34 protein-coding genes and 1 tRNA gene are annotated in these 26,322 nt (G+C 35.4%); 16 read left to right on the forward strand and 19 right to left on the reverse strand.

The features are described from left to right. The first annotated feature begins 26 nt into the window (after positions 1–26). The 4 genes from priA to Bandiella_RS03090 all read left to right on the forward strand — a co-directional run bounded on the left by priA (position 27) and on the right by Bandiella_RS03090 (position 3,282). Positions 27–2,024, forward strand: coding sequence for a replication restart helicase PriA (priA, locus tag Bandiella_RS03075; protein ID WP_407651264.1), 1,998 nt, complete (start codon positions 27–29; stop codon positions 2,022–2,024). An 85-nt stretch (positions 2,025–2,109) separates the two neighbouring features. Beyond that, positions 2,110–2,331 (forward strand): transposase-like zinc-binding domain-containing protein, encoded by a 222-nt coding sequence (locus Bandiella_RS03080; RefSeq protein WP_323733325.1) that lies wholly within the window; start codon positions 2,110–2,112, stop codon positions 2,329–2,331. Positions 2,332–2,450: 119 nt separating this feature from the next. Beyond that, positions 2,451–2,885 carry an IS1 family transposase gene (locus tag Bandiella_RS03085; RefSeq protein ID WP_323733326.1) on the forward strand — a complete coding sequence of 145 codons (435 nt, stop codon included), beginning with the start codon at positions 2,451–2,453 and terminating at the stop codon, positions 2,883–2,885. Positions 2,886–2,892: 7 nt separating this feature from the next. Beyond that, positions 2,893–3,282, forward strand: coding sequence for a hypothetical protein (locus Bandiella_RS03090; RefSeq protein WP_323733327.1), 390 nt, complete (start codon positions 2,893–2,895; stop codon positions 3,280–3,282). A 347-nt stretch (positions 3,283–3,629) separates the two neighbouring features. On the opposite strand, the gene Bandiella_RS03095 is transcribed toward Bandiella_RS03090, so the two are convergent. The 7 genes from Bandiella_RS03095 to Bandiella_RS03125 form a co-directional block, all read right to left on the reverse strand. Beyond that, positions 3,630–6,158, reverse strand: a complete 2,529-nt coding sequence (locus Bandiella_RS03095; protein WP_323733328.1) for a PD-(D/E)XK nuclease family protein — start codon at positions 6,156–6,158, stop codon at positions 3,630–3,632. Positions 6,159–6,321: 163 nt separating this feature from the next. Then, the gene (locus Bandiella_RS03100) at positions 6,322–7,422 is read right to left on the reverse strand and encodes an efflux RND transporter periplasmic adaptor subunit (protein ID WP_323733329.1); all 1,101 of its coding nucleotides are present in this window, start codon (positions 7,420–7,422) and stop codon (positions 6,322–6,324) included. Then, entirely contained in the window at positions 7,422–8,720 is a 1,299-nt protein-coding gene (locus Bandiella_RS03105) for a citrate synthase (protein WP_323733330.1), read from the reverse strand. The genes Bandiella_RS03100 and Bandiella_RS03105 overlap by 1 nt, the downstream gene beginning before the upstream one ends. Before the next feature lie 111 nt (positions 8,721–8,831). Further along, positions 8,832–9,386, reverse strand: a complete 555-nt coding sequence (locus tag Bandiella_RS03110) for a type II toxin-antitoxin system RatA family toxin (protein ID WP_323733331.1) — start codon at positions 9,384–9,386, stop codon at positions 8,832–8,834. Position 9,387: 1 nt separating this feature from the next. Next, positions 9,388–9,756, reverse strand: a complete 369-nt coding sequence (locus Bandiella_RS03115; RefSeq protein ID WP_323733332.1) for a hypothetical protein — start codon at positions 9,754–9,756, stop codon at positions 9,388–9,390. 186 nt (positions 9,757–9,942) lie between these two features. Continuing rightward, a complete protein-coding gene (locus Bandiella_RS03120; protein WP_323733333.1) occupies positions 9,943–11,151 on the reverse strand; it encodes a hypothetical protein in 1,209 nt (402 codons plus the stop codon). A gap of 18 nt (positions 11,152–11,169) precedes the next feature. Beyond that, positions 11,170–11,246 (reverse strand) — tRNA-Arg (locus Bandiella_RS03125). Between the two features lie 341 nt (positions 11,247–11,587). On the opposite strand from Bandiella_RS03125, the gene Bandiella_RS03130 reads away from it, so the two are divergent. From Bandiella_RS03130 to Bandiella_RS03140, 3 genes are all read left to right on the forward strand, one after another. After that, on the forward strand, positions 11,588–12,388 hold the full coding sequence (locus tag Bandiella_RS03130) for an Mrp/NBP35 family ATP-binding protein (protein WP_323733334.1): 801 nt from the start codon (positions 11,588–11,590) through the stop codon (positions 12,386–12,388). A 309-nt stretch (positions 12,389–12,697) separates the two neighbouring features. After that, positions 12,698–13,309, forward strand: coding sequence for a transposase (locus Bandiella_RS03135; RefSeq protein WP_323732577.1), 612 nt, complete (start codon positions 12,698–12,700; stop codon positions 13,307–13,309). A 20-nt stretch (positions 13,310–13,329) separates the two neighbouring features. After that, on the forward strand, positions 13,330–13,680 hold the full coding sequence (locus tag Bandiella_RS03140) for a transposase (protein WP_323732514.1): 351 nt from the start codon (positions 13,330–13,332) through the stop codon (positions 13,678–13,680). Positions 13,681–13,840: 160 nt separating this feature from the next. On the opposite strand, the gene Bandiella_RS03145 is transcribed toward Bandiella_RS03140, so the two are convergent. The 4 genes from Bandiella_RS03145 to Bandiella_RS03160 form a co-directional block, all read right to left on the reverse strand. Beyond that, positions 13,841–14,131, reverse strand: coding sequence for an AMP-binding protein (locus tag Bandiella_RS03145; protein ID WP_323733335.1), 291 nt, complete (start codon positions 14,129–14,131; stop codon positions 13,841–13,843). Beyond that, positions 14,128–14,891, reverse strand: a protein-coding gene (locus Bandiella_RS03150) for an IS5 family transposase (RefSeq protein WP_323732808.1) whose coding sequence is annotated in 2 segments (ribosomal slippage) — positions 14,128–14,519 and positions 14,519–14,891 — 765 coding nt in all. Because the reading frame shifts where the segments join, the coding sequence is not laid out codon by codon here. The genes Bandiella_RS03145 and Bandiella_RS03150 overlap by 4 nt, the downstream gene beginning before the upstream one ends. A gap of 193 nt (positions 14,892–15,084) precedes the next feature. Further along, the gene (locus Bandiella_RS03155) at positions 15,085–15,435 is read right to left on the reverse strand and encodes a transposase (protein WP_323732514.1); all 351 of its coding nucleotides are present in this window, start codon (positions 15,433–15,435) and stop codon (positions 15,085–15,087) included. 20 nt (positions 15,436–15,455) lie between these two features. Then, on the reverse strand, positions 15,456–15,656 hold the full coding sequence (locus tag Bandiella_RS03160) for a hypothetical protein (RefSeq protein ID WP_323733282.1): 201 nt from the start codon (positions 15,654–15,656) through the stop codon (positions 15,456–15,458). A 20-nt stretch (positions 15,657–15,676) separates the two neighbouring features. Here Bandiella_RS03160 and Bandiella_RS03165 point away from each other — a divergent pair, with 20 nt between their 5' ends. From Bandiella_RS03165 to Bandiella_RS07495, 6 genes are all read left to right on the forward strand, one after another. After that, positions 15,677–16,150 (forward strand): IS1/IS1595 family N-terminal zinc-binding domain-containing protein, encoded by a 474-nt coding sequence (locus tag Bandiella_RS03165; protein WP_323732851.1) that lies wholly within the window; start codon positions 15,677–15,679, stop codon positions 16,148–16,150. Further along, a complete protein-coding gene (locus tag Bandiella_RS03170) occupies positions 16,054–16,422 on the forward strand; it encodes an IS1 family transposase (protein WP_323733367.1) in 369 nt (122 codons plus the stop codon). Before Bandiella_RS03165 ends, Bandiella_RS03170 begins: the two co-directional genes overlap by 97 nt. Positions 16,423–16,578: 156 nt before the next feature. Continuing rightward, positions 16,579–17,505: an Rpn family recombination-promoting nuclease/putative transposase gene (locus tag Bandiella_RS03175; RefSeq protein ID WP_323733336.1), complete on the forward strand. Its 927-nt coding sequence runs from the start codon at positions 16,579–16,581 to the stop codon at positions 17,503–17,505. A 389-nt stretch (positions 17,506–17,894) separates the two neighbouring features. Further along, positions 17,895–18,179, forward strand: coding sequence for a transposase (locus Bandiella_RS03180; RefSeq protein ID WP_323733337.1), 285 nt, complete (start codon positions 17,895–17,897; stop codon positions 18,177–18,179). A 342-nt stretch (positions 18,180–18,521) separates the two neighbouring features. Further along, positions 18,522–18,947: an IS1/IS1595 family N-terminal zinc-binding domain-containing protein gene (locus Bandiella_RS03185; protein WP_323732659.1), complete on the forward strand. Its 426-nt coding sequence runs from the start codon at positions 18,522–18,524 to the stop codon at positions 18,945–18,947. Next, complete coding sequence (locus Bandiella_RS07495) at positions 18,896–19,207, forward strand: IS1 family transposase (protein ID WP_407651275.1); 312 nt, start codon at positions 18,896–18,898, stop codon at positions 19,205–19,207. The genes Bandiella_RS03185 and Bandiella_RS07495 overlap by 52 nt, the downstream gene beginning before the upstream one ends. On the opposite strand, the gene Bandiella_RS03190 is transcribed toward Bandiella_RS07495, so the two are convergent. Then, a protein-coding gene (locus Bandiella_RS03190) for an IS5 family transposase (protein ID WP_323733338.1) occupies positions 19,194–19,957 on the reverse strand; the annotation gives its coding sequence in 2 pieces (ribosomal slippage) (positions 19,194–19,585 and positions 19,585–19,957; 765 coding nt in all). The genes Bandiella_RS07495 and Bandiella_RS03190 overlap by 14 nt on opposite strands. Before the next feature lie 98 nt (positions 19,958–20,055). On the opposite strand from Bandiella_RS03190, the gene Bandiella_RS03195 reads away from it, so the two are divergent. The 3 genes from Bandiella_RS03195 (at position 20,056) to Bandiella_RS03205 (ending at position 21,495) form a co-directional block, all read left to right on the forward strand. Continuing rightward, on the forward strand, positions 20,056–20,625 hold the full coding sequence (locus tag Bandiella_RS03195; RefSeq protein ID WP_323733339.1) for a 4'-phosphopantetheinyl transferase family protein: 570 nt from the start codon (positions 20,056–20,058) through the stop codon (positions 20,623–20,625). Between the two features lie 124 nt (positions 20,626–20,749). After that, positions 20,750–21,223, forward strand: a complete 474-nt coding sequence (locus tag Bandiella_RS03200; protein WP_323733242.1) for an IS1/IS1595 family N-terminal zinc-binding domain-containing protein — start codon at positions 20,750–20,752, stop codon at positions 21,221–21,223. Next, positions 21,127–21,495: an IS1 family transposase gene (locus Bandiella_RS03205; RefSeq protein ID WP_323733367.1), complete on the forward strand. Its 369-nt coding sequence runs from the start codon at positions 21,127–21,129 to the stop codon at positions 21,493–21,495. Before Bandiella_RS03200 ends, Bandiella_RS03205 begins: the two co-directional genes overlap by 97 nt. On the opposite strand, the gene Bandiella_RS03210 is transcribed toward Bandiella_RS03205, so the two are convergent. The 7 genes from Bandiella_RS03210 to Bandiella_RS07500 all read right to left on the reverse strand — a co-directional run bounded on the left by Bandiella_RS03210 (position 21,482) and on the right by Bandiella_RS07500 (position 26,319). Next, positions 21,482–23,026, reverse strand: coding sequence for an asparagine synthetase B family protein (locus Bandiella_RS03210; RefSeq protein WP_323733340.1), 1,545 nt, complete (start codon positions 23,024–23,026; stop codon positions 21,482–21,484). The genes Bandiella_RS03205 and Bandiella_RS03210 overlap by 14 nt on opposite strands. Before the next feature lie 21 nt (positions 23,027–23,047). After that, positions 23,048–23,248 carry an aspartate/glutamate racemase family protein gene (locus Bandiella_RS03215; protein WP_323733341.1) on the reverse strand — a complete coding sequence of 67 codons (201 nt, stop codon included), beginning with the start codon at positions 23,246–23,248 and terminating at the stop codon, positions 23,048–23,050. A 30-nt stretch (positions 23,249–23,278) separates the two neighbouring features. Continuing rightward, positions 23,279–23,668: an IS1 family transposase gene (locus tag Bandiella_RS03220; RefSeq protein ID WP_323733392.1), complete on the reverse strand. Its 390-nt coding sequence runs from the start codon at positions 23,666–23,668 to the stop codon at positions 23,279–23,281. A gap of 133 nt (positions 23,669–23,801) precedes the next feature. Next, entirely contained in the window at positions 23,802–24,023 is a 222-nt protein-coding gene (locus Bandiella_RS03225; protein ID WP_323733325.1) for a transposase-like zinc-binding domain-containing protein, read from the reverse strand. A 13-nt stretch (positions 24,024–24,036) separates the two neighbouring features. Then, positions 24,037–24,693: an aspartate/glutamate racemase family protein gene (locus tag Bandiella_RS03230; RefSeq protein WP_323733393.1), complete on the reverse strand. Its 657-nt coding sequence runs from the start codon at positions 24,691–24,693 to the stop codon at positions 24,037–24,039. 160 nt (positions 24,694–24,853) lie between these two features. Next, the gene (locus tag Bandiella_RS03235) at positions 24,854–26,245 is read right to left on the reverse strand and encodes an MBL fold metallo-hydrolase (RefSeq protein ID WP_323733394.1); all 1,392 of its coding nucleotides are present in this window, start codon (positions 26,243–26,245) and stop codon (positions 24,854–24,856) included. Then, entirely contained in the window at positions 26,236–26,319 is an 84-nt protein-coding gene (locus Bandiella_RS07500) for a hypothetical protein (protein ID WP_407651276.1), read from the reverse strand. Before Bandiella_RS07500 ends, Bandiella_RS03235 begins: the two co-directional genes overlap by 10 nt. Positions 26,320–26,322: the final 3 nt, after the last annotated feature.

Below are 26,322 nucleotides of genomic sequence, written 5' to 3' on the forward strand. Positions count from 1 at the left end.
ATGGATAAAAAAATAGATGGAACTTGATGTTAAAGGAAGTTAGGGTAGCAAGTGTTATATTAGCGCTTCCATTAGAACAGGAATTTTCCTATAAAATTCCAGATAAACAACAAAACGCTAAGATCGGCTCTATAGTCAAAGTGATGTTTCGAAATAGAGAACAAATCGGCGTAATTACAAAAATAGATCATATTTATGAAGACACCTTTGACTACGAACTAAAAGAAATTTCAGATTTCTACAATTTACCTCAGCTCAGTGGGAAAATCATAGATTTTGCCCGTTGGATGGCAAAGTATAATATGGTCTGTTTTGGTAACGTTATAAAAATGCTGTTGCTTAACAAAAAAAATATTGAATATCAGATAGGTAGGGAAAATTACGCCAATTACAACAGCATAAATACCACAATCGAAGTACAGTTATCAGAGCTGCAACACAATGTGGTTGAAAAAATTCAAGCAAGCGGATTCAACAGATTTGCAGTTCATTTAATCCAGGGGGCAACCGGTTCTGGTAAAACTGAAGTATATTTAGAAACTGCGCAAAAAATAATTGATGATAAGGGGGAAGTTTTAATACTTTTACCAGAGGTTTTGCTTGCAACTCAATTAGTTGAAAGATTTAAAACACGTCTTAAAAATTGCAACATAGCTGAATGGAATTCATCTCTATCCCCTAAAAAAAGAGCCATAGTTTGGCATGGGGTGCTGAATGGAGAGATAAACGTAGTAGTTGGAGCAAGGAGCGCACTATTTTTACCTTTTTTAAATCTAAAGCTTGCCGTAATCGATGAAGAACATGACAACTCCTTTAAACAAGAGGAGGGTATAATATATAATGCAAGGGATATGGCAATTATAAAAGCAAAAATAGAAGAGTTTCCAGTCCTACTTTCCACAGCAACACCTTGTGTTGAAACATACCACAACTCTATGCAAAAAAGGTATGAACTGCACAAACTACCAAGCAGATATACAGGTGTTGCTTTGCCTAGTGTGAAAATAGTTGATTTAAACCAACTAAGTAAAAATTATAATGAGTGGATATCAGCCCCGCTTCGTGACGAGATACTTAATTGTTTAAAACGTCAAAAATTATCGATGATTTTTTTAAATAGGCGTGGGTATTCTCCATTAACTTTATGTAAAAATTGTGGCGAAAAATTTTCTTGTCCAAATTGTCAATTTTGGCTGGTTGAACATAAAAAGAAAAACCAAATGCTATGCCATTATTGCGGTTTTTCTCAAGAAAAATTAATCAGGTGCACAAAATGTGAGTCTGAAGAAAAACTTGTGGCTATTGGGCCAGGTGTTGAAAGAATTGAAGAGGAATTACAATCTTTATTCCCTAACGCAAAAATAGCTGTACTTACAAGTGACACCGTAGGAGACCTAAAAAAAGCCTCAAAAATTATTCAAGAAATAGAAAATAAGGAATACGACATAATACTAGGAACGCAAATGTTGGCAAAGGGACTAAACTTCCCAGATTTACATCTTGTTGGAGTAATTGATGCAGACATTGCATTTGCCGGAGGTGACCTAAGAATTTTGGAGAGAACGTTTCAGCTATTATATCAGGTTGCTGGAAGAGCTGGAAGAGAACAAGAGAAGGGTCTGGTACTTATACAAACATCTTTTGCAGAGAATCAGCTGTTAACACATATTAAACAATGGGACTACGATGCATTTATTAATCTTGAAATCGAAAATAGGTACAAAGCTTTTATGCCTCCATTCTCAAAATTGGCAATGATCAGAGGAAGTGCCAGTTGTGAACATAATTTACACTCATTTATGCATCACATCGTGCAACTTGCCCCCCTAAAAAACGAAATAGATATACTGGGTCCATCACCCGCCCCAATGTATAAATTAAGGAATAAATTCAGGTATAGAATTATCATCAGAACTAAAAAACAAACTAATATTCAGAGTTATATCAGTCAATGGTTGGATTCAATCAATGTTCCATCCTCGATTCAGCTTAAAGTGGATATTGATCCATATAATTTCATTTAAAGCGATTAACCCCTTTAAGTTGTGTCATTGATATGTTACCATTGAAATGTGGGGAGTGTTGCCATAAGATAGATGAGATGCTAAAATGAATATAGCGAGCAACAAAGAAAATAGAAATATGAATACAGAGTGTAAAAAATGCAGTAGCAGTAAATACGTTAAGAATGGTAATATTAGGGGTATGCAAAGGTATAAATGCAAAGAGTGTGGATGTAATTTTACAAGCACTAAATTAAGAGGCTGTTCGCCAGAGATGAAGGCTCTGGCAGTGTTATTGTACAGCATGGGGAAAAGTAGCTTTAGATGACTAGGGAAATTATTTAAAGTAGCTCATACTAGCGTATATAAGTGGATAATACTGTATGCTAAAAAGATACCAAGACCAACAGTGCCGGAAGAATTGAGAGAAGTTGAAATAGATGAGATGTGGCATTTTGTAGATTCAAAAAAAACAAATTATGGATATGGAAAGCCTATAGTAGGGAGCTCAAGAGAGTTGTTGCCTGGGTGGTTGGTAAGCGTAACGTTACAACCTTTAGAAAATTGTGGAAAATCATAAGTAGAGATAATTGCAGTTATTACACAGACGATTGGTCTGTTTATTCAGAGGTTATACCTCGCCATCAACATGTTGTTGGCAAACAACATACACTCTCAATTGAGTCCAATAACTCAAACACAAGGCACAGAATTGCAAGAATGACCAGAAAAACAAAGGTAGTTTCAAAATCTGAAGAAGTTGTCGATCTTACGATTAAGCTCTGGGTACATTTTGAGGATAACAATAATTTCCTAAGTGAGCAGGGCAATTTTATATCTATCTTATGGCAACACTCTGGAAATGTGATCAATAATAAATGAGGTATATATGAGTACATTTTCTTTTTACAGCGTTACAAATTCTTTTCTTCAGTATGCAGCAGAGATTGGTATTATAAAAGAATTTATAGGAGATAAAAATCCAATTTTACAGGATGTGATACTTGCCACTGAGATCGGTGTTAGGTCTGTATCAGATATAGAGACAGAAAATTATAATGATTTAATAGCACAAATTGGGTTGTTTTATATAGTAGCACAAGATTTTGATTATAAGGGCATGAAAGCAACTTTAAGTGAGACAATTGAAGACATGCGGTATTACGGTTCTTTTCTGTACCAAAATGTTACGCCGTCAGAAACTCATTTGATTCATGATGATGGCATATCAGAGCACAACCTGTCACAACAACATTTGAATACAGTGGCACTGTTTTAGATATCATCTCAAGCTTATTGTTCTACACACCTCTAATAAGTCCCTCCGTCAAAATAGTCTGAGGTATGGCAAAACTAGGGAATAATTAGATAAAAATCTGATCAAATCCATAAGAAAATAATAATATATTTATTTATGTAAAATCTCTTATGGATTTGATGGTAAATGGCAATCCTGCAAGGCTCGCGCGCAAGCGCTAGGCTTGCCATTTGCGATTTTAAAGGGAATGTTAAACGACCTGCACTAAGCCAGTTTTTGACCTTTATCCTCCAAGTATCTACCCATCACTGCTGTTACCAAAGCATAAACCCAACAAAAGCAACAAGTAAGTGATACCAAATTTAATGCTATCCACTTACATATCTTATCAGGTGCATATATTCTTTATTTTTTTTATTTGTTTTTGCATTATTCATAACAAAGAATTCTGTTTTATTACATAAAAAATCTTCTAATAATTTTTTTAGTCCCGCTGTTGTTTTTTCAATATCAATTGCAATTGATATTGAAATATTTGTTATAGACTTACCGCTTATATCTACATAAAAAACACCAGCATCAATCTTTGAGTATTGGATATCTTTAAAACCTCCGTGCAGTAAAATAAATTTTTCTATTGCCAATTGAGGGTAAATTCCTTGGTTCACCTCATTAGCACTTGGTACATAACCGGTTTTATAGTCTAAAATCTTTGCGCCATTCTTTGTTATTTCAATTTTATCTGATATGCAGTGAACATAAATTGATCGATTTGCTATATCTAAAGCTATACCCCCTGGGATTTCGCTAAAAATCTCTGCCCCCGAAGACCTACACTGATACATATTTTTGATGATATTCTTGAGTCTCACGTACCATAGTTTACTGATTATAAATGGTACATGATATTCTTTTATGCATTTATAAAACAGAGAGGTGAATTCATTGGTATAACCCTCTAAACTATCATACCTCTCACAGCAAACCTGTGAAAGAACTTGGTGTAACATAATTCCAAACTCTTTTTTTCCCGCAGATCTTCCTATATCTTCTAATGGGTTAAGCTTGGCTATATACTTCGCATAATACACATATGGATTAGACATCAACTTTTCCACACCACTAACTGAAATTTTATTTGGCCTGGAGCTGACATCCATGTTTACACATCCAGATATTCTATCTACTGCTTTATCCTCGTGTTGCAACTGTTGCAACAAAGTTCTGTATTTTCTGCTGAACAAATCTGATTGTTCTTTTGCCTCTTTAGTAAGTAACATTTTTTCAAGCCATCTGCATTTTGTTGTTTTGCCGTTAAGAGATTCGCTATAGCTAAGAACTACATTTTTGTTAAACAGTGAATTGAAGAAATCATATTCCATAAAACCAATCTCTACATCAAATGATTTTAATTTATTGGCTGTTCTGGTATATGGATGAAAATACCCGTGGTCTAAGTTAGTATCTGGAAATATACCCTCATTCAATCCTGCAAATACCAATACTTCATACTGCATATTCCTGTTTTCAAACGTTTGTAAAATTTGCACAGAACAATTAGGCATTGTGTTTGTTGTTCTCATGTTTGCGGATATAATTTCTTCAATAATCGCAATATATGTATTGAAATTTAAAAAGTACTCTTGTTTAAAATGTTTTAAGTCCTTTTCAATTGATGGTAAAATTTGTCCTAAAGTTGAGCTATCAAAGTTTTGCCTTAAAGCATTGAACACTCCGACATGAATTTGAAAATATTTATATAAATTATTCTGCTCGTTTTTAATTTCTTCCCTTGCACTTTTGAGATTCCTTTCAAACTCTAGTAAAGAATTGAATTTCTCTTGCTGACATTGGTTGAGTTCTTGAAAATAATCACTGATATTTTCTCTGTATAGGTGTTGGCGTAGATAATTGAGCTCCCAGTCTTTAAGTTCTTCTTTATCATAGAATTTGGAATACTTGGACTTCAGAATATCAAGTAAAAAAAGGTAGTCGTTTTTTGTTGAGTTCAAATAATTTGCTATCAATAAAAATAGCATCAGCTCCTGATTGTTTCTGTATGAGTTGGACAATAGGTTATCCACATCTATATCCCAAAGTTTTAAGAAGCTTTCTATTTTCTGCGCCAAGTCGATTGATTTTGTTTGGACTACTATCTTCTTCTGACCATTAGCCAATTGCTCTCTAATGAAAAGAGATATTAATTTCGCCTCCTCGTTTGGGTTTTTAGCAGTGAGGATATTTATGTTATTATCCCTATATTCTATTAGGTTCTCAACATCCTCAACTGTTTGTGGCAGTATATTGTTACGATTTAAAAAACTAGATATATGGCATTGATGGCTCTTACCAACATTATTGTATAAATTCCCATCAAACCCTCTGATAAATATCACACTTTCTTCGTGTTTTGCCAAATTATTCAAAAAAGAGGATATATAGTTTACGTCTGTTTGTGGGAGGATCGTAAATACTCGTTTTTTCGTACTATGGTCCCATGCCTTTGTTATTGTGCTTACAGCCCAATTAAGGGAAGCAGCTTTAAGTAATAAATTATGAGCACTTAGATGATGCTCCAGCTTATTCAATATAACAAGCAATATTTTCTCATTTTTTGAGGTAGGGAATATTTTTTTGTAATCATATTGATAGTGGTAACATTCAAAAATCGCCTTCTTAAGTTTTTCAACACTCAATGTCCTAAAAAATGTAGGGCTGGATTCATCGCTTGTTTTTTTTAAATCTTCGATGATAAATTGTAATAAAATTGTTAACTGCTGGTTTGTGACAACCTTTTTTCCAAACAAATTGGTTGTTAATTCTGGTAAATCTTTACAAAAACCATCAAATTCTAAAATGTTTTCGTCAATAGAAGAAAATGTTAAAGTTTTGGGCAATAACACACTTTTTTTGTTAGCGCAGATTTTTTGCTGAAAAAAAGCATGCTGCAGCCTTTTATGTGGAAAAATAATTAAACTTTCATTTGGCTGTTTGAAGTCATCAGTGATATCCAGTATTTTTCTGGTGAAGCATTTAATAAAATCATTATTAAACGGAATATTATAAATCTTTCCCATCTTTGTTCATGTGGACAAGCTTTTCCCCTGCCTGAAGATACTGATGCCCAAGAGTAATAATTTTTACAGATTCTGGCAAATTAATAACCCAGAATCCATCACTGTCTTCTCCAATTATTTCTACTGGAACAAACTCTACAACTTTTTCTTTATTCAAGATTTTAACCCCAACATTTCCACTGACGTCTATGTTGATTGTAGACTGATTTACTTTATGTGCCAAAAAACTTCCTGCATTCACAACCACTCTAACAATCTGCCCACTTTTCAATCCAAGTTCTGTATTGTCGGTTAAGACTTCTGCTGCATAAGTTTTGGTCACATCATTTGCAGAGCAACTTAGCGAAGATAATTTTTTTATATTAACCTCTTTGCCATCGATGACTAAAGACACCCCTGTGCTGCGTTTCACATCATCAAATTGGCTATTTGGAACACTGAACTTTATTTTGATGATTTTATTGGATAAAAATTTTCCAACCGGAGAACCAGCTGTTAAATAGCCACCCACTTTGGCATTTATTTCATCAATCACTCCATCATAAGGTGCTTTTATTATAGAGTTATCCAGATTTATTTTAGCTTGCTTCATGTTAGCTTTAGCGTCATAAAGCTTGGCTTTAGAATCAGCAAGGCTTGCATTAGAACCCAACCCTTGTTGTTTTAGCTTTAGCGCAGATTGATATAAAATCTCTTTGTTGGCTAAATCTTCTTTGGCAGCATTATAACTTTGCAGGTAGTTTTTTTGATCAAGTTGAACTATCTCACTCCCCCTTTTTAAGAAACTCCCATTTTTTGCCAGTATACTAACAACTTTCCCATTTAGCTCAGAGGTTAAAATTACATGTTCTTCTGCTTTGGTTATGCCAGTAAAACTTAATGTCTTATCTTTGTTTACTGCCACAGATTTTGATACTTTATAGTTTAAATTGGGTTGGTTAATTACATTTGGCGCTTCCTTTCCCTTGAAAACAGCACTTAGCATCCAGATTGTTAATACTATAAGAAAAATTATAACTATACGAAGTTTGGCAGAAAGTTTCTTAAATTTATGTGATAATTGCAATAACATATAAAAATTCATTAATCTTTGTCAGTTGTTTGGTATTGTCTCTCAACGTGCCCAGTATATATCTGACGCGGTCTTCCTATTTTCATTTTTTGGTCCTCTATCATTTCTTTCCACTGAGCAACCCACCCAGCAGTCCTCGCTAATGCAAAGAACACTGTAAACATCTGAGTTGGTATCCCAAGTGCTCTATATATTATTCCTGAGTAAAAATCAACATTTGGAAACAATTTTTTATCAATAAAATACTCATCCTTTAAAGCTATTTTTTCAAGCTCTATTGCAATGTCCAAAAGTTTATCAGATTTAATGTTCAAGTCTGCCAAAACTTCGTGACAATGTTTTTTGAGGACATTTGCTCTTGGATCGTAATTTTTATACACTCTATGCCCAAAACCCATCAGTCTGAAAGGATCGTTTTTATCTTTTGCTTTAGCTATATAAAGAGGAATACGCTCTAGCTCCCCAATTTCCTCAAGCATTTTAATAACCGCTTCATTCGCTCCACCATGCGCTGGCCCCCAAAGTGATGCAATGCCTGCACTTACCACCGCAAATGGATTTGCGCCAGACGATCCTGCAAGCCTTATGGTTGATGTGGAAGCATTTTGCTCATGGTCTGCATGTAAAATCAGCAAGGTGTCCAAAGCCTTGGCCACAACTGGGTTCACCTTATACTCTTCGGTTGGAACTCCAAACATCATTTTCAGCAAATTTGAGCTGAAGTCTAATTTGTTATCTGGATATGTAAATGGCAAACCAATTGAATATTTATATGCCATCGCTGCAAGAGTTGGAACTTTTGCAATCAATTTTCTGATAGCAGAATCACGCTGTTCTGCATTTTTGATGTTTAAACTCTCATGATAAAACGCAGATAAGGAGCTTACTGTCCCAACCATAATTGCCATAGGGTGCGAGTTGCGAGGGAAGCCTCTGAAGAAAAACTGTAACTGTTCGTGCACCATAGTGTGGTGTTTTATTGAATATACAAACTGATTTTTTTCCACTTGATTTGGCAGCGAACCATATAAGAGTAGGTAGCAAACTTCCATGAAGTCACTCTTTTCCGCCAATTCAGTAATATTATACCCTCTGTGACGCAGAATGCCAGCTTCACCGTCTATGTACGTGATTGAAGATTCGCAGGATGCAGTAGACATGAATCCTGGGTCATATGTAAAATATCCAGAGGAACTGTATAAATCTCTTACATCTATCGCAGATGGCCCCTCAGTACCACCTACTATTGGTAACTCTATCTCTTTCTCAACCCCTGGAATTTTTAGGGTAGCTTTCTGTTGTTCGCTCATTTTAATCGATTTAGTAACAAAATATAGGTTTTATGCTATACGCGAGATTTTACTTTTTCAATAATTATTTATTTTATTTCTTCTATCTTTCTTTTGTATACCTCTCATCAATTAAGTTTTTAATTGAGAATTTATATATTTTTCGAACGATTTAAGTATTTTATTACTTGCATAACCAAGCATTGGATGCATTAATTTCTGAAGAAATTTTGATTTAAGGGAAAATTCTGTTTTAAACTTTACGTCTGTTTTATCCTCATCCACCATTTGTAACTCCCAACTTGAATTAAGAAACTCAAAAGGCCCATCAATCATGGTCGCCTTAATATATACCACACGTTTTTTAAAAGCTGGCATCGCTCTTTTGACGCCATCACGTTCCGTTGCACACTCTTTTTTACGCTCCTCATGCCTGCCACTTAATTCCTTATTATTTTTATCGTTATCTTCCATAGTGTCTTTAACCGTTACTAAAGATGTATACTTTATATTCATTCCTTTAAAAGAAATAATAAGATCAGCTGTAAAGCCCGCTTCAGTCTGCGTGATAATTCGTGCACCGCTGCACCACGGTAAAAATTTTGGGTAGCTATTTGTATCTAAGATAACCTTTTTTAGCCTTAAGATATTGTGATCAATCAATCTTGAATCTGAATATGCAAACATCTTAATTTATTTGAACTAACTTATAACCACCATTATCAATAACAAGCCTGTAACCCGCAAAATGTTCTACCTCAAGTTCGTCTTTGGTATGAACTTTTATCATCCACCTGCTTTGTAAAGGCAATTTCATTTCTATTCTATAAGGAGAAGTGCATAGTTCAAACGTTTGAACATCCTTTTTATTTTGCATATCTATAACTCGCACCATTAGCAAACCACTTCTAACTGATGTTTTGATAGAGATTGTATAAGTGTCGGGTTTTTCTTCAACAGATTCAACTACTAACTCAAATTCTTCAGATAAAATACTATCCCCCGCAGTGTTCTTAGAATTGGTTGTTGCATAGTTTTTTTTTGATGTATCAAGCACGATCTTAGTATTGTAGGTATTGTTGGCAATGTAAATCAATGCTGTATCCGTGAATAAAAAAAACAGAAAAAACAGAATTAGATAAATTTTATACCTGTAACCGTGCATATATACTCAAGCTATCTGTCGTCTATACATTTGCCAATTCTTAATTTGACTTTAGGTATACTCTCCTTGGATGGCAACTTATTCAATTGCCTTTGTATCACCTTCTCCTTTTTGCTCAATCAATTTATTATACATCGCCGCGACCTCATCAAATGAATAAGTTCCAATCATCATTGGCGCCTCCTTTAGTTGAGTAATACGCAGTTCATATTTATCGTTTTGAGATTTGCTAGCAACTTTTTCAAATAACTTGATAACAGCTGCTTTTTGGTTGTCTTGAATCATGCCTAATGAAAGCGCCCGCATAATGTCAGCATTAGCAAACAATGTGTTATAAAAATTGAAATAAAAGTTTAACAAATTAGTATAGTTTACAACGCCAAACTTCAAGTCGAAAAAAGGTATCATTTGAGTTTTCCCAAGCACCATATCACCATCTATCTGAAAGCTATATGGCTGAGTGGTCAACTTAAGAGTGTCTATGTGTAACTTATATACAGGTTTCACGTCAGCCAATATAACCTCTTCATTTAGATTGATTCTTGCATCATCCTTAAAATCAAATGAGCAGTTCAAATCACCAATCAAGCTAATTTCACCTAGCTCAGAATTTAATTTCGCATAACTATCAGAAGTTGGTGTAGAGAAATATTTTGCCTTATCCGAATTAAATTTCACATTAAAACCAGTATGATCCTCAACAGACTGATTTGTTAATTTGACTGTAAAATTATCCACAGAGGAGATTGATGTCACAGTGTCATCTTTTTCCACCTTGCTCGTTATGTGGCCAGAAGAAGTATAGTTGAGTTCATCAACATACTTTATAAAGTATCTCTCTAATCTATTTTTTTCTAAGAACTCATTCTGCGTGATTAAATATCCCTTTAACTTAACATTAAAAGCTGGGGCAGAGGTGAATGTAGATGAGTATTTTTGTTCTCCATTGGCATCCGTAATTAATGTATTTATTTTATCTGAAGATTCTACTTTCAAGCTTTTTGTTATTAAAGAATGGGTGAGGTCGATATATTCAACGCTTGATTTATCCGAAAAACCTTGTCTCTCTTGCAGAAAAACTGGCTTTACCATTCTGGCACTCACATTCCAAAACCCAATATTACCATAGCTTATTTTGTCATATGTCAGCTTAAGACCATGTTCCAACAGCTTATCAGACACAATATCGATTGTCTCCTCTATCTTATTTATATGCATATACCTTAATACAAAATTCACGCCAATTAATAAGCAAGCGGTGGATATCCATAATATTTTCTTTTTCATACCTGAAGCCTCTGTTTATGGTGCACCCGAAAGGATTCGAACCCTTGACCTTTAGATCCGTAGTCTAACGCTCTGTCCAGCTGAGCTACGGGTGCTCTTGTTTTCCACTAAATTTATATTCCTTTAATCGACAATGTCAAAGTTTATTTAGCTCTTTTTAAAGTTGATGAAATATGCCTCTAGTAAATCAAGAGAGCTGGCGAATTTACAGACGACAGAGAACTTGGAAAAGAGCAATGAATACGAGTGATGAGCATGAGGAGCGTACTGTTTGTACGTGACGAAATGCGAAGTCCGAAGTATTTTAAGACCAATTTTTCAAGTTATCGGAGTATATATATAATCAATTTATTTTATGCTGACTATATAATAATTATATGTTAGCTTTAACGATGGTTAAGGACCTTCTACACAAAATAGCATTTTTGGACAAAGCATGTTTCCAAACGATAAGCCAAAGAAACAAAAAATTAAACTACCTAATATTGGTAAAATATTGGTTATAGCTTCTGGCAAAGGTGGGGTTGGCAAATCCACCTTTGCTTCAAATCTAGCAATAGCACTCGTTGAAGCTGGTAATAAAGTTGGTCTGCTGGATGCTGATGTCTATGGTCCATCTATGCCAAGAATATTCAATATCAAGGAAAAGGGAGAAGTAAAAAACAATTTGTTAATCCCATTCTGCAAATATGGCGTTAAAATTATGTCCATGGGTTTTTTGGTACCGGAAGAATCAGCTCTTGTGTGGAGAGGACCAATGTTAACAAAAGCAATCCACCAGTTATTCAAAATGACGCTGTGGGCGACTCAAGAAGAACCCCTAGATTACCTTATTATAGACACACCACCAGGGACTGGTGATATACATTTAAGTATCGCAGAAAATTACGAAATAGATGGAGCAATTATCATAACTACACCACAGACTTTAGCAGTCGTTGACGCACTAAAGGCGATTGATATGTTTAAAAAACTTCAGATAAATGTTTTGGGCATAATTGAAAATATGTCATTCTTCATCAATAGCACTACCGGCCATAAGGAGTATATATTTGGTAAAAGTGGGCTGACTGACTATTGTAAAAACAACAAAATACAATATATCGGCGACGTTCCAATTGATAAGAACTTGGCGGATAAAACGTTGATTAATCTTATAGATGACAATGCAATCAAAAGCTTATTTAGATCCATTATTAACAATCTTAAGCTATCCAGTTGCGCCTCTAAAAATTAAAATACAATTGGATAACAGCTTAATAGAGACCACTGCATAATATAAAAATCAAAAGATTAGGGAAGAGAAAAGGAAAAAAATGCTTTGATGAGTTTGTAAAAAAAGAAAATAGAGCGCGTACAAAAGTACGTGACAAAATGCGAAGTCCGAAGTATTTTGACGCCAATTTTTCAAGTTATCGGAGTATATAGCTAATTTACTACCATTTCAGCTATTTTATGATGTCTTTACTGGCTATTATTATCTGCCAAACTAAACGGTACATCTCATGGGAGTGTTGCAAGATGGAATAAAGAAAGGTATAGTGGAGTGGATTACAGAATAAAGAAGAGAAAAATGTCATCAGCGCATCAAATAATAATGGTATGTTTGGATCAATTGGTTGGTAGTGAGCATCAATATCGCAAATTTAAGGAGCTGTTTAATTTTGGGGCAGCAGAGCAAGAGCTGAAGGGAATTGAATCTCCTGCTAATTATAAGGGATATGGTGTTTTACGTTTATTTAAATGCTTGTTGTTACAGTTTATGGAAGATTTGTCAGATCGTGAACTAGAAAGATATTTGAGTGACAGTGTTGCAGCCAAGTGGTTTTGTGATTTTGATTTAACCGAAGCCACACCTGATTATAGCGTTTTTAGTAGAATCCGCTCAAAGATAGGAACAAATTTGTTATCAAAAATCTTTGCCATTTTTAGAGATCAACTAAAATCTCAAGGATATATGAGCGAGGTATTTACTTTTGTTGATGCAAGTCACTTGATCTCCAAAGCTAATTTATGGGAAGAGCGGGATGAAGCCAGAAAACAAAAATATGAAAAACTTAACAACGAAGTCTTGCCTAAAGTCGCACATGATAAACAAGCCAAAATAGGGTGCAAGGGTGGTAGTAAATTTTGGTATGGCTATAAGAAAAACATGTAAGCGTAGATATTCAATCCGGAATGATCAACAAGGTTGCTATAACGCCTGCTAATGTTACCGATGCAAAGGGAGTTGCGCATGTTTTACCAAATAGTGGAGCAGTTTATGCTGACAAAGGGTATTGTGTTGCACCAGCAAAGAATGCAGCTAAAAGCAGAGGTATTCATTTTTGCGCCATCAAGAAAAACAATATGAAGCAAAAGAATTTTGACCTTGATCGATACTATACTTCCATAAGGGCTCCGTTTGAGAGGGTGTTTTCTCAAGATAATAAACGATTGCGATACATAGGAATTGCCAAAAATCAGTTTGCTGAATTTATGAATGCTATCTGCTTTAATTTAAAACGTTTAACGGTTCTTACTGCCTAAGCTCATAAAATCACGCTTCGCAGAATCAATAAAAAGCTAAAAATTACCATATCCCACCTCAAAGAAATCTTTTGAATTCTTGGGGAAACCAGTTTTTTGTTAATTTTTTTAGACCATGGTCCAAACTTCCTTAAATCAAACCATCACATTTATCCTTATTTTATCTTTCAACGCTCCCATATTTGATAGTCGTTATATATGCGCTATGATCAATCATAACTCCCTTAGGATTGCCAGTTGTACCTGATGTGTATATAACATATGCTAAATTCGCCCTTAATCCAATGTTTCTAGGATTTGCATGAGGTTGTTCTCTCAATTTTTCTAACGTTTCGTTGTGGTCGATCGCCAATATACTAACCATTTTGTTAGCAAACGTTGTATCAATGATGCTTTGTATATCTTGCTTATATATTTTATTGGTTAATACTACGTTAGATAATGTCGTCATGAGATTTTAAGCCAAAGAGATAAGCATCTAATCTGAATTGCGGCAAGAAAAGAAGCTGAATTTTTAGCATATCTGGTTGCAATTCCCCTCCATCTTTTAAGATGAAGAAAGGTGTTTTCTACAATATGCCTTATTTTGTATAAATCTTTATCGTATTTTCTCTGGGTGATTCTGTTCTTTTTAGGAGGAATAACAACTCTCATGCCCAATTCTTGGGCATGGTCAATTATGTAATTAACATCGTACCCTCTGTCGGCTAGTAAGTACTCAGCTTTCATCTCTTCAATAAGATTAACAGCCTGCTTGCAATCAGCTTCTGAGCCTTTTGTGATAATAACTTTGAGTGGCATACCATGTGAATCCAAGGCAAGGTGAATCTTTGTATTGAGCCCCCTTTTGTACGACTCATATCTTGATTGCCGCCTTTTGCACCTGAAGCATGTGGATGCACTTTACTATGACTTGCGTCTATCATTAACCATTCCATATCAGGTTCTTTCACAAATATCTCCAATAAAGCCTCCCATATCCTTTTGTCTCTCCATCTGCAAAATCTTTTATGTGTATTTTTCCATCCTCCATATTCTGAAGGCAAATCTCTCCAGGGAGAACCTGTTCTTAATATCCAAAATACTGCGTTAATGAATCTTCTGTTATTATGTGCCAAACCTCCCCACGTACCTTCCCTTCCTGGTAAATGATCCTTTATCAAATCCCACATATTATCTGTTATATCATGCCTATGTAGCCCTAAATCCATTTTTACTCCTGATTTATCTTTTCTTTCATATTATATCACAAATCTCATGACGACACTATCTAAGGAAGTTTGGACCATGGTCTAAAAAAATTAACAAAAAACTGGTTTCCCCAAGAATTCAAAAGATTTCTTTGAGGTGGGATATGGTAATTTTTAGCTTTTTATTGATTCTGCGAAGCGTGATTTTATGAGCTTAGGCAGTAAGAACCGTTAAACGTTTTAAATTAAAGCAGATAGCATTCATAAATTCAGCAAACTGATTTTTGGCAATTCCTATGTATCGCAATCGTTTATTATCTTGAGAAAACACCCTCTCAAACGGAGCCCTTATGGAAGTATAGTATCGATCAAGGTCAAAATTCTTTTGCTTCATATTGTTTTTCTTGATGGCGCAAAAATGAATACCTCTGCTTTTAGCTGCATTCTTTGCTGGTGCAACACAATACCCTTTGTCAGCATAAACTGCTCCACTATTTGGTAAAACATGCGCAACTCCCTTTGCATCGGTAACATTAGCAGGCGTTATAGCAACCTTGTTGATCATTCCGGATTGAATATCTACGCTTACATGTTTTTCTTATAGCCATACCAAAATTTACTACCACCCTTGCACCCTATTTTGGCTTGTTTATCATGTGCGACTTTAGGCAAGACTTCGTTGTTAAGTTTTTCATATTTTTGTTTTCTGGCTTCATCCCGCTCTTCCCATAAATTAGCTTTGGAGATCAAGTGACTTGCATCAACAAAAGTAGGGAGTGTTGCCATAAGATAGATAAGATGCTAAAATGAATATAGCGAGCAACAAAGAAAATAGAGATATGAATACAGAGTGTAAAAAATGCAGTAGCAGTAAATACGTTAAGAATGGTAATATTAGGGGTATGCAAAGGTATAAATGCAAAGAGTGTGGATGTAATTTTACAAGCACTAAATTAAGAGGCTGTTCGCCAGAGATGAAGGCTCTGGCAGTGTTATTGTACAGCATGGGGAAAAGTAGCTTTAGATGGCTAGGGAAATTATTTAAAGTAGCTCATACTAGCGTATATAAGTGGATAATACTGTATGCTAAAAAGATACCAAGACCAACAGTGCCGGAAGAATTGAGAGAAGTTGAAATAGATGAGATGTGGCATTTTGTAGATTCAAAAAAAACAAATTATGGATATGGAAAGCCTATAGTAGGGAGCTCAAGAGAGTTGTTGCCTGGGTGGTTGGTAAGCGTAACGTTACAACCTTTAGAAAATTGTGGAAAATCATAAGTAGAGATAATTGCAGTTATTACACAGACGATTGGTCTGTTTATTCAGAGGTTATACCTCGCCATCAACATGTTGTTGGCAAACAACATACACTCTCAATTGAGTCCAATAACTCAAACACAAGGCACAGAATTGCAAGAATGACCAGAAAAACAAAGGTAGTTTCAAAATCTGAAGAAGTTGTCGATCTTACGATTAAGCTCTGGGTACATTTTGAGGATAACAATAATTTCCTAAGTGAGCAGGGCAATTTTATATCTATCTTTGGCTAACACTCTGAAAAAGTAAATGGAAAATTTACTGAGGCGCAACCTGAGTTGGTAAAAGGACTAGTTAGATCAATATCTGGATTACTCTAATAGTTGGTTAATTTGTGTAGCAAAAAAAGGAAGAATCTAGTAATATTGTGATGATATAAGTAGGCTCTTATGACGATAGTAAAATACTTAAACCCAAGAAATGACATAGCATTTAAGAAGATCTTTGGAACTGAAAAGAACAAGGATATTTTGATGCATTTCTTAAACGATGTAATAGAAAGAGAAGGGAAGAAAGAAATTACAAAAGTAAGACTACTCAATCCAATGCAACATCCTGAACTTATAGGAAAGAAACAGAGTGTAGTTGATGTTTTATGCGAAGAAGAGGATGGAACACAGTACATAGTAGAGATGCAGGTAGCAAAAGTTGGTGGATTTGAGAAAAGAGCTCAATACTACGCAGCAAAAGCATATTCATCTCAAGCTGAAGAGGGGTATAATTATGATCATCTTAAGGAAGTAATATTCTTAGCGATAACAGAATATGAAATGTTTCCAAAGAAGAAGGGGTATAAATCAGTCCATTACACATTGGATAAAAAGACATATGAAAGAGATCTAAAAGACTTCTCATTTACATTCATAGAGCTCAAAAAGTTTAATAAAAGGATAGAGGAATTAAAGAGCTTTGAAGATAAATGGTGTTACTTTTTCAAGTATGCAAATGATCCTGATGATATGGGTGAATTAATCAAAAACAGTGACGAGGTAATTACAAAAGCATACCATGAGCTAGAAGCACATCACTGGACAAAAGATGAGCTACGTGCCTATGAAGCTTCAGAGAAGATTGCTAGAGATAATAAAGCTAGAGAAGCTTATCTTGAGGGCCTTGCAGAACAAGCTGAGCTTAGGGGTATCGAAAAGGGTATCGAAAAAGGTAGAGAGGAAGGTAGAGAGGAAGGTATTAAAAAGGGTAAAATAGAAAGAAATTATGAGATAGCAAAAAACATGTTATCTCATAATATTTCTGCTGAGATCATATCTCAGTCTACAGGACTTAGTATTGACGAGATCAACAACCTGAAGAATTAGCTAAGCATTAGTAAAGGTCTGGGTGGGGCGGCTCTGGGCACCGTCAAGTTTTGAATTATTAAAAGCCCAGAAGCAGATAGGTTGAATGATATATAAAGCTGTTCTGGCAACTATAACTAGAAAGATAAATTAACTTGACGGTGTCGTCAATTAACTTTTAGATGACTTATTTTCTAGGCCAATAGGAACGTTTCTAAACTTTAAATAAGAATAAAGAGTAGCTCTTGATATTCCTAAATGAGCTGCGAGCTTTCTAGTGGAAAACTTCTTTTCTTTATACAAAGTTTCTGCAGCACACGCTTTTTCTTGGGCTTTTTTTGTAAAGGGAGTGTTGAAATCTAAGAGAGCATTTGGTAAGAAGGAGGAGAAAGAAAAAGCATAGTAAAGGGATGTCAAAGCAACTAAATATGGTGAGCTTAGAGCAATTGGTGAATGAGAATCATCAGTATAGAAAATACAAAGAGCTATTTGATTTTGAAGCGGTGGAAATGGAGTTGGTGGCAGTGGAAAAAGAGAATAATTACAAAGGATATGGAATTCTTCGTCTGTTTAAATGTCTACTTTTGCAGTTTATGGAGGATATGTCTGACCGTGAGCTTGAAAGATATTTGGGAGATAGCAATGCCGCTGAGTGGTTTTGTGATTTTGATTTGACAGAGCGCACACCTGACTAAGCGTTTTTAGTAAGATACGCAAGAAATTAGGGACCAATTTATTATCAAGAATATTTGCGGCATTTAGAGATCAGTTGCGCTCCAAAGGGTATATGGGCGAGGTATTCACATTTGTTGATGCCACTCATTTGATCTCAAAAGCGAGCCTTTGGGAGGAGCGTGATGCCGCTAGAAAAAAGAAGTATGAAAAGCTTAACAATGAAACTTGCCCAAGGTTGCGAGGGATAAACAGGCTAAGATAGGCTGCAAAGGTGGTAGTAAATTGGGAGTGTTTTAAAAAGGATAGGAAAGAAGAAAAGAATGTGATATAAGGAGAGGGAAGGAAAAAAAAGAAAGGGAAAAATGGAGAAAATAGAATGTAAATATTGCAAAGGGAAAGGGGTATCAAAAAATGGATATGCAAGGAAAAAGCAGAGATACAAATGTAAGAGTTGTAATAAAAACTTTACAGAAGGAGATGGTAGGAAGAATTGGAAATATGGTAATAAAGAGAGGAGCATGGTGATAAAGATGTATCTAAATAACTGCGGAATTAGGAGGATAGCTCACATATTAAATATCCCGTTAAGTACAGTATTTTATTGGATCAAACAAGCAGGGAAAGTAGTAGATGAGATGGTGACGAATCAAAAGATAGAGGGAGATAAGAGGCGTATAGAGATATTAGAGATGGATGAGCTATATACATACGTCAAAAAAAAGAGAATAAAACAAGAATATGGACTGCTGTCGATAGGGACAGATTCAAAACTGTTGCGTTTAAAGTAGGTTCAGGTGATAAAGAAAATTACGTAGATTTAGCTCGTGAGCTAGGAGAAAAATACCAAATTCGTTATATGTGTACAGATGGGTATGAGGTCTATTGTCATTATAAAATTGCTCAAATACATCTGCAGACAAAGTCTGAAACTTGTTTGGTTGAGAGCTTCAATTCCTCCTTAAGGGATATGCTTGCTAGATTAAATCGCAAGACTAAACGCTTTAGCAAGTGTTCTGAAATGCTAGATAATGTCGTCATGAGATTTTAAGCCAAAGAGATAAACATCTAATCTGAATTGCGGCAAGGAAAGAAGCTGAATTTTTAGCATATCTGGTTGCAATTCCCCTCCATCTTTTAAGATGAAGAAAGGTGTTTTCTACAATATGCCTTATTTTGTATAAATCTTTATCGTATTTTCTCTGGGTGATTCTGTTCTTTTTAGGAGGAATAACAACTCTCATGCCCAATTCTTGGGCATGGTCAATTATGTAATTAGCATCGTACCCTCTGTCGGCTAGTAAGTACTCAGCTTTCATCTCTTCAATAAGATTAACAGCCTGCTTGCAATCAGCTTCTGAGCCTTTTGTGATAATAACTTTGAGTGGCATACCATGTGAATCCACGGCAAGGTGAATCTTTGTATTGAGCCCCCTTTTGTACGACTCATATCTTGATTGCCGCCTTTTGCACCTGAAGCATGTGGATGCACTTTACTATGACTTGCGTCTATCATTAACCATTCCATATCAGGTTCTTTCACAAATATCTCCAATAAAGCCTCCCATATCCTTTTGTCTCTCCATCTGCAAAATCTTTTATGTGTATTTTTCCATCCTCCATATTCTGAAGGCAAATCTCTCCAGGGAGAACCTGTTCTTAATATCCAAAATACTGCGTTAATGAATCTTCTGTTATTATGTGCCAAACCTCCCCACGTACCCTCCCTTCCTGGCAAATGATCCTTTATCAAATCCCACATATTATCTGTTATATCATGCCTATGTAGCCCTAAATCCATTTTTACTCCTGATTTATCTTTTCTTTCATATTATACCACAAATCTCATGACGACACTATCTACTGGAGGCAAAAAAATATATATGGATACTTTCTGATTTGGAGCTTAAGCAATTGAATGAGTTTAAGTTCGTTCACGATTATACCACTTATGTAATATCTCATGTGGCAATGCGGCTATTGATATCTGAGTATACTGGTCTATATCCAAAGGAAATATGCTATGAATACGGAAGTAATGGCAAGCCTAGTATTTCTTATCAATCTATGAAATTTAGTTTATCACATACGTTTCAAAAAGCATTAATAGGCTTTTATAATCAAGATATTGGGGGGGACATAGAGTATAAAAAGGAATTGCCTGACTATCAGGAGATGGCAAAATTGATCTTCACTGAAGAGGAAAGACTTTATATCCATAAAAGTGATTCAATAGATAGGTTTTACGAGTTGTGGACGAAAAAAGAAGCCATCATTAAGGGTATAGGGACTGGGCTTAATATAGAAGTAAATCGTTTATTGATTGGCGCAAAAAATCAATTTATCGATGGCAACGGACAAGTATGGCAAATACGTTTGGTTAAATCAGACGAAAATTATATAGGGCATATAGCTTACAAGAGCTATTTCACCACTAACAAGCTGAACTATACGATATGGAACTTTTAGAAGTATACTGCGAGTATTAGTTCACTAAGAACTCTTCACGTAACTTTGTGTTCAATTGCAGTCTCTCAGTACTATTTTTAATTTTTATAAGGGAGTGTTGCCATAAGATAGATAAGATGCTAAAATGAATATAGCGAGCAACAAAGAAAATAGAGATATGAATACAGAGTGTAAAAAATGCAGTAGCAGTAAATACGTTAAGAATGGTAATATTAGGGGTATGCAAAGGTATAAATGCAAAGAGTGTGGATGTAATTTTACAAGCACTAAATTAAGAGGCTGTTCGCCAGAGATGAAGGCTCTGGCAGTGTTATTGTACAGCATGGGGAAAAGTAGCTTTAGATGGCTAGGGAAATTATTTAAAGTAGCTCATACTAGCGTATATAAGTGGATAATACTGTATGCTAAAAAGATACCAAGACCAACAGTGCCGGAAGAATTGAGAGAAGTTGAAACAGATGAGATGTGGCATTTTGTAGATTCAAAAAAAACAAATTATGGATATGGAAAGCCTATAGTAGGGAGCTCAAGAGAGTTGTTGCCTGGGTGGTTGGTAAGCGTAACGTTACAACCTTTAGAAAATTGTGGAAAATCATAAGTAGAGATAATTGCAGTTATTACACAGACGATTGGTCTGTTTATTCAGAGGTTATACCTCGCCATCAACATGTTGTTGGCAAACAACATACACTCTCAATTGAGTCCAATAACTCAAACACAAGGCACAGAATTGCAAGAATGACCAGAAAAACAAAGGTAGTTTCAAAATCTGAAGAAGTTGTCGATCTTACGATTAAGCTCTGGGTACATTTTGAGGATAACAATAATTTCCTAAGTGAGCAGGGCAATTTTATATCTATCTTTGGCTAACACTCTGTTTTATAAAACCAAGTTTTATAAATTGTGCAAGATTATATATCTCTTCTATTGATGACCAATCTACAGAGACGTGCGAAGCCTTCTTTTGGCACAAAGCCATGTCTTCATCATAAGCACGTGGATTTTGTTCATAGTAGTCTTTGACCGCATTATGGTAGATAGATTCTTTGGATGAGTTTATCCCAAAACCAGCTCCTTCATTCATCCCAGACTTTCTTCTGCTAGTAATGCTTTCAGGCAATTCGTCTTGAAATAATTCTCTGAGAATTGCTTTGTTAATATCTCCATTAATTCGTGCTTTAGGTGGCAATGACAAACAGAAAGACACTAGGTTTTTATCCATATATGGAACTCTGGCTTCTAATGTTGTATACATAGAGGCTCTGTCTGCCATATGAAGATATGTTTTGTGAATGATTGATAAAGAATGCCATATTATCTTATCTTGATCAGATACATCTACTTCCCTGACGAAATCATATCCTCCAAATAATTCGTCTGCTCCTTCTCCACAAAGGCAATATTTGAATCCGTCTTCAACAATTTTGCGGCATACGAAGTTGTAACTAACGGCATTGCGTACCAAAACGGGTTCAAATGATTCCGTCATATACACCCCTTTTTGTAAATAAAAGTCCTGCATTTCCTTAATAGGAGGTGATACAATAATGTGCTCTATTTTAAGTCTATCGCATAGGATTTGAGCTGCTTGCAAATCAGACGAAGGTGTGTTATGCGCTGCCAGAGTATATGCCACTACTCTTGGATGTATTTTACTTGCCAAATATGTAATGATAGAGCTGTCAATCCCCCCACTAAGTAAACAAGCAACACTTGAAGCTTCTTCTGGTATTCTTTTTTTTACTGCTTGCGTCAAATAATCACTTAATTCTGGGATATAAGCAGATGTAGGCAAGTCAGATGACTGACCTTGGCAAAAGTGGGGGGGAGTGAAATATCTTGTAGTTATACCATTTATCCAAATAGTTCCAGGCTCTAGCTCATGAATCTCTAAGTGCTCGTCTTGTATACTAGTTAAAGACTTAGCTTCAGAAGAAAATATCCAACTATCTTTGTATTTTGCATAGTACAACGGCTTCACACCCATTGGATCTCTAACCATTATCAACGCTTTTTTTTCATCGTCATAAATAGCAATCGCATATTTTCCGTCAAGGTATTGTACGAAATTTTCTCCCCATTCTGAGTATGACCGTAACACAACCTCGCTATCACATAAAGACAAAAATGGGCCAGACTTGGTTAATTCTTGCCTCAATTCTGCATGGTTATAAATTTCCCCATTAAAGACACTACATATTTTTTGATCTTGGGATTGCTTTGGTTGTTTGCCAGTTGGCTCACCCACAATTGCTAAACGATGAGCTCCTACTGCAACCCCAGATAAAACCAATGTTTCGTCACGGTATTTGACTTCCCCCCTATGAGATATTGGTTCGAGCAACTTTTTGAGAAAAGTTGCATTTGCATCTTGTCCTACAATACCAGATATTCCACACATAGTTAGTTACCTCTAAATTTATTACATTGCATGCTTTAGTTTTTCTTGTTCTAATTTGCCCGCCAAACGTACTGCTGATTGCGCTATTATAGTATTTGGGTCAATTAAGCTCACATCCGTCATATCGATATACGGCAACGCTAAGGGTAGCTCAGTACACCCTAATATGACATTATTACACCCACTGTCAATTAAATAATGAACTGCTTCTTTAATAATCAAAATTGGATTAGGTAAGCTTTTATCAGAGTGTTAGCCAAAGATAGATATAAAATTGCCCTGCTCACTTAGGAAATTATTGTTATCCTCAAAATGTACCCAGAGCTTAATCGTAAGATCGACAACTTCTTCAGATTTTGAAACTACCTTTGTTTTTCTGGTCATTCTTGCAATTCTGTGCCTTGTGTTTGAGTTATTGGACTCAATTGAGAGTGTATGTTGTTTGCCAACAACATGTTGATGGCGAGGTATAACCTCTGAATAAACAGACCAATCGTCTGTGTAATAACTGCAATTATCTCTACTTATGATTTTCCACAATTTTCTAAAGGTTGTAACGTTACGCTTACCAACCACCCAGGCAACAACTCTCTTGAGCTCCCTACTATAGGCTTTCCATATCCATAATTTGTTTTTTTGAATCTACAAAATGCCACATCTCATCTATTTCAACTTCTCTCAATTCTTCCGGCACTGTTGGTCTTGGTATCTTTTTAGCATACAGTATTATCCACTTATATACGCTAGTATGAGCTACTTTAAATAATTTCCCTAGTCATCTAAAGCTACTTTTCCCCATGCTGTACAATAACACTGCCAGAGCCTTCATCTCTGGCGAACAGCCTCTTAATTTAGTGCTTGTAAAATTACATCCACACTCTTTGCATTTATACCTTTGCATACCCCTAATATTACCATTCTTAACGTATTTACTGCTACTGCATTTTTTACACTCTGTATTCATATTTCTATTTTCTTTGTTGCTCGCTATATTCATTTTAGCATCTCATCTATCTTATGGCAACACTCCCGCTTTTATTTAACAAAATGTTTCTATATGGATGTTTCTTTATCTTGTAACGTTTTTCTTCACTAATTGAACCAAAATGCTGATTATTTAATTCCATAGGTTCTGCCGCTAAACTGATTCCAGTCTTCATAACATAGATAGCCTGCATAAGCTTCTTTTGAAGAGCTGGTGGAACAGAAATAGCCTCAATACCATAATGATTTAAAGCAGTCTGATACAGCTGCTTTTTTTGAGTTGCCTCAGTGGAAAGTATTCCCACTTTTGAAATCTTGGGAAAAAGACTGCTGATGTGAAGAGTAGTTTCATAGACAATATCCACAATCGGTATATTTATGACTTCTTGTATTTTATGCAAATATGTGTGAGCCGTTTGACACGCTATCAACAGTATATCAATGCCAACGGCAGCTAAAGACTTAGCGCAACGCAAATAGTCATTGATAAGTATTTCTTCCTGACTGCCTGTATTGATAGCATCGTTTCTATCATGAAATTGAGTGTAATTATATGTTAATAGATTAAAATAATCTTGGTCGACAAGAGGCAGTAAATACTTAGTCGCCTTTAAAATTTTATACTCGATATCCACTGTAGCTAAGGGGCCGCACCCCCCGATAATACCGATAGTAGGTTTCATAATCACTCCCCCGAAAATATATGTATAAGTGCAATAAGCCTACTCTTCTTATTTAAATACATTCTTACCACCCACTATTAGCCAAATAACATTTTGGTTTTCCATAGTCAAACAAAATTTGCATATCTTGCTGAACCATACTTTTGTTCATAGAGTACTCTTATATATTAATTAGCCATTCTTTCTTGCCAAAAAGACGTTCACTTTCTATATCGTTTTTGCGGCACATCGAAATAAGATTATCTGATTCTATTATCTGCGGAGAATCAGGCGAATAATTAAGACCCATTACGTGATTTAACCATGGTTCTTGGCCCATTGCGTAAACATAGACTTGTTTGCATTTTAACTTTTGTATAATAGACCATGCTTTGCTGCAATTAGACCCACATAAAGTTCTGCTACGGTCAAATTCTCTGCTTAGTTGGTTTGTGAGTAATGCTCCATACACCCATGTTAATGGTGCACCCTCACACTCCATGCCTATAAAAAGCATTTCTATAGGACCAGTAATATTAAAAATATGATCGTATAAATTCTCAGCTAGGTTGTTGGAATCAGCGGCAAACAATAATCTTTTGCCACGTATATTCACGCAATAAGATAGCTTTGTTCGAATATTCAAATCACAGTGTTCGCCCAAAAAAGGTATGGTTAAAATTTCTCCATCTGTAAACTTTATAGTCTCTAATTCATCCATTTCTAATAAAGAACCAAAGCCGACATGCTTTAAAATTAGTTTTAGTGAGGGATCTGCTAACGTTCCCTTTTGATTGCTTGGAAAAACTATATTTCGAACCTTATGCCTTAATTGTAATAAAGTTTCAAACATTACGTGATCTAAATGACTATGCGTAATGACCACGTAGTCTATAGAGTCTGGCAGATCATCGAAGCTATATCTGGGGATGTTGTTTTCCACAGCATAACTAATAACGGGATCAAAAAGAATTGAGGTAGAAGCTGTCTCAACTAAAACGCAGGCATGACCGAAATATCTAATTCTAACCCCATCTCCCTGATAATTCCTATCATCATTTTGTTTGGGAATATCTGTTGTGAAAAACGATTCAAACAGAGGAGCCTGATGATCTGTAATATCTAATAACTTGATCAAATCTTGCAGTTCACATGGGTATTGTCGATGCTTAAAAAATACGTCCCATCTTTGATCAGAGAAGGGAATTTGTAAATAGATTTCATCATCCTGGCGGACTCTTGGTGTGCTAAAGACAAATTTTCGAAAATCTCCATCAATCTTGCTAAGAGCTATCTCTTGATGATTATCGGTGTAATAAAACCTGTATATCAAAGATTCCATAAGACGTATAGAAGGATGATTATTTAAATCATACACAAGCTCCACAAATCCCTTAAGCATATCAGGGACGCGCTCATAAAAGGATTCCAAAGAACTGCCCTTAGCCTCGTTTAATAACATCTTGTCTAGCTCTTTTATAGAATCACCTAAAGCGATTAATGTTTTGCAGTTTTCTTTAGTTTCTTCTATAAGCGCCTTTATTTCATTAGTTTTCTCCCTTTCTAAGTCGATAAATGGTCCCCTATCATTTTAGGATCTTTTACGGCATATGCATGAATTTTTGGATTTTGTACATATGACTTCATTAT

Source organism: Candidatus Bandiella woodruffii (genome assembly GCF_034359465.1).
Lineage (GTDB): Bacteria > Pseudomonadota > Alphaproteobacteria > Rickettsiales > Midichloriaceae > NDG2.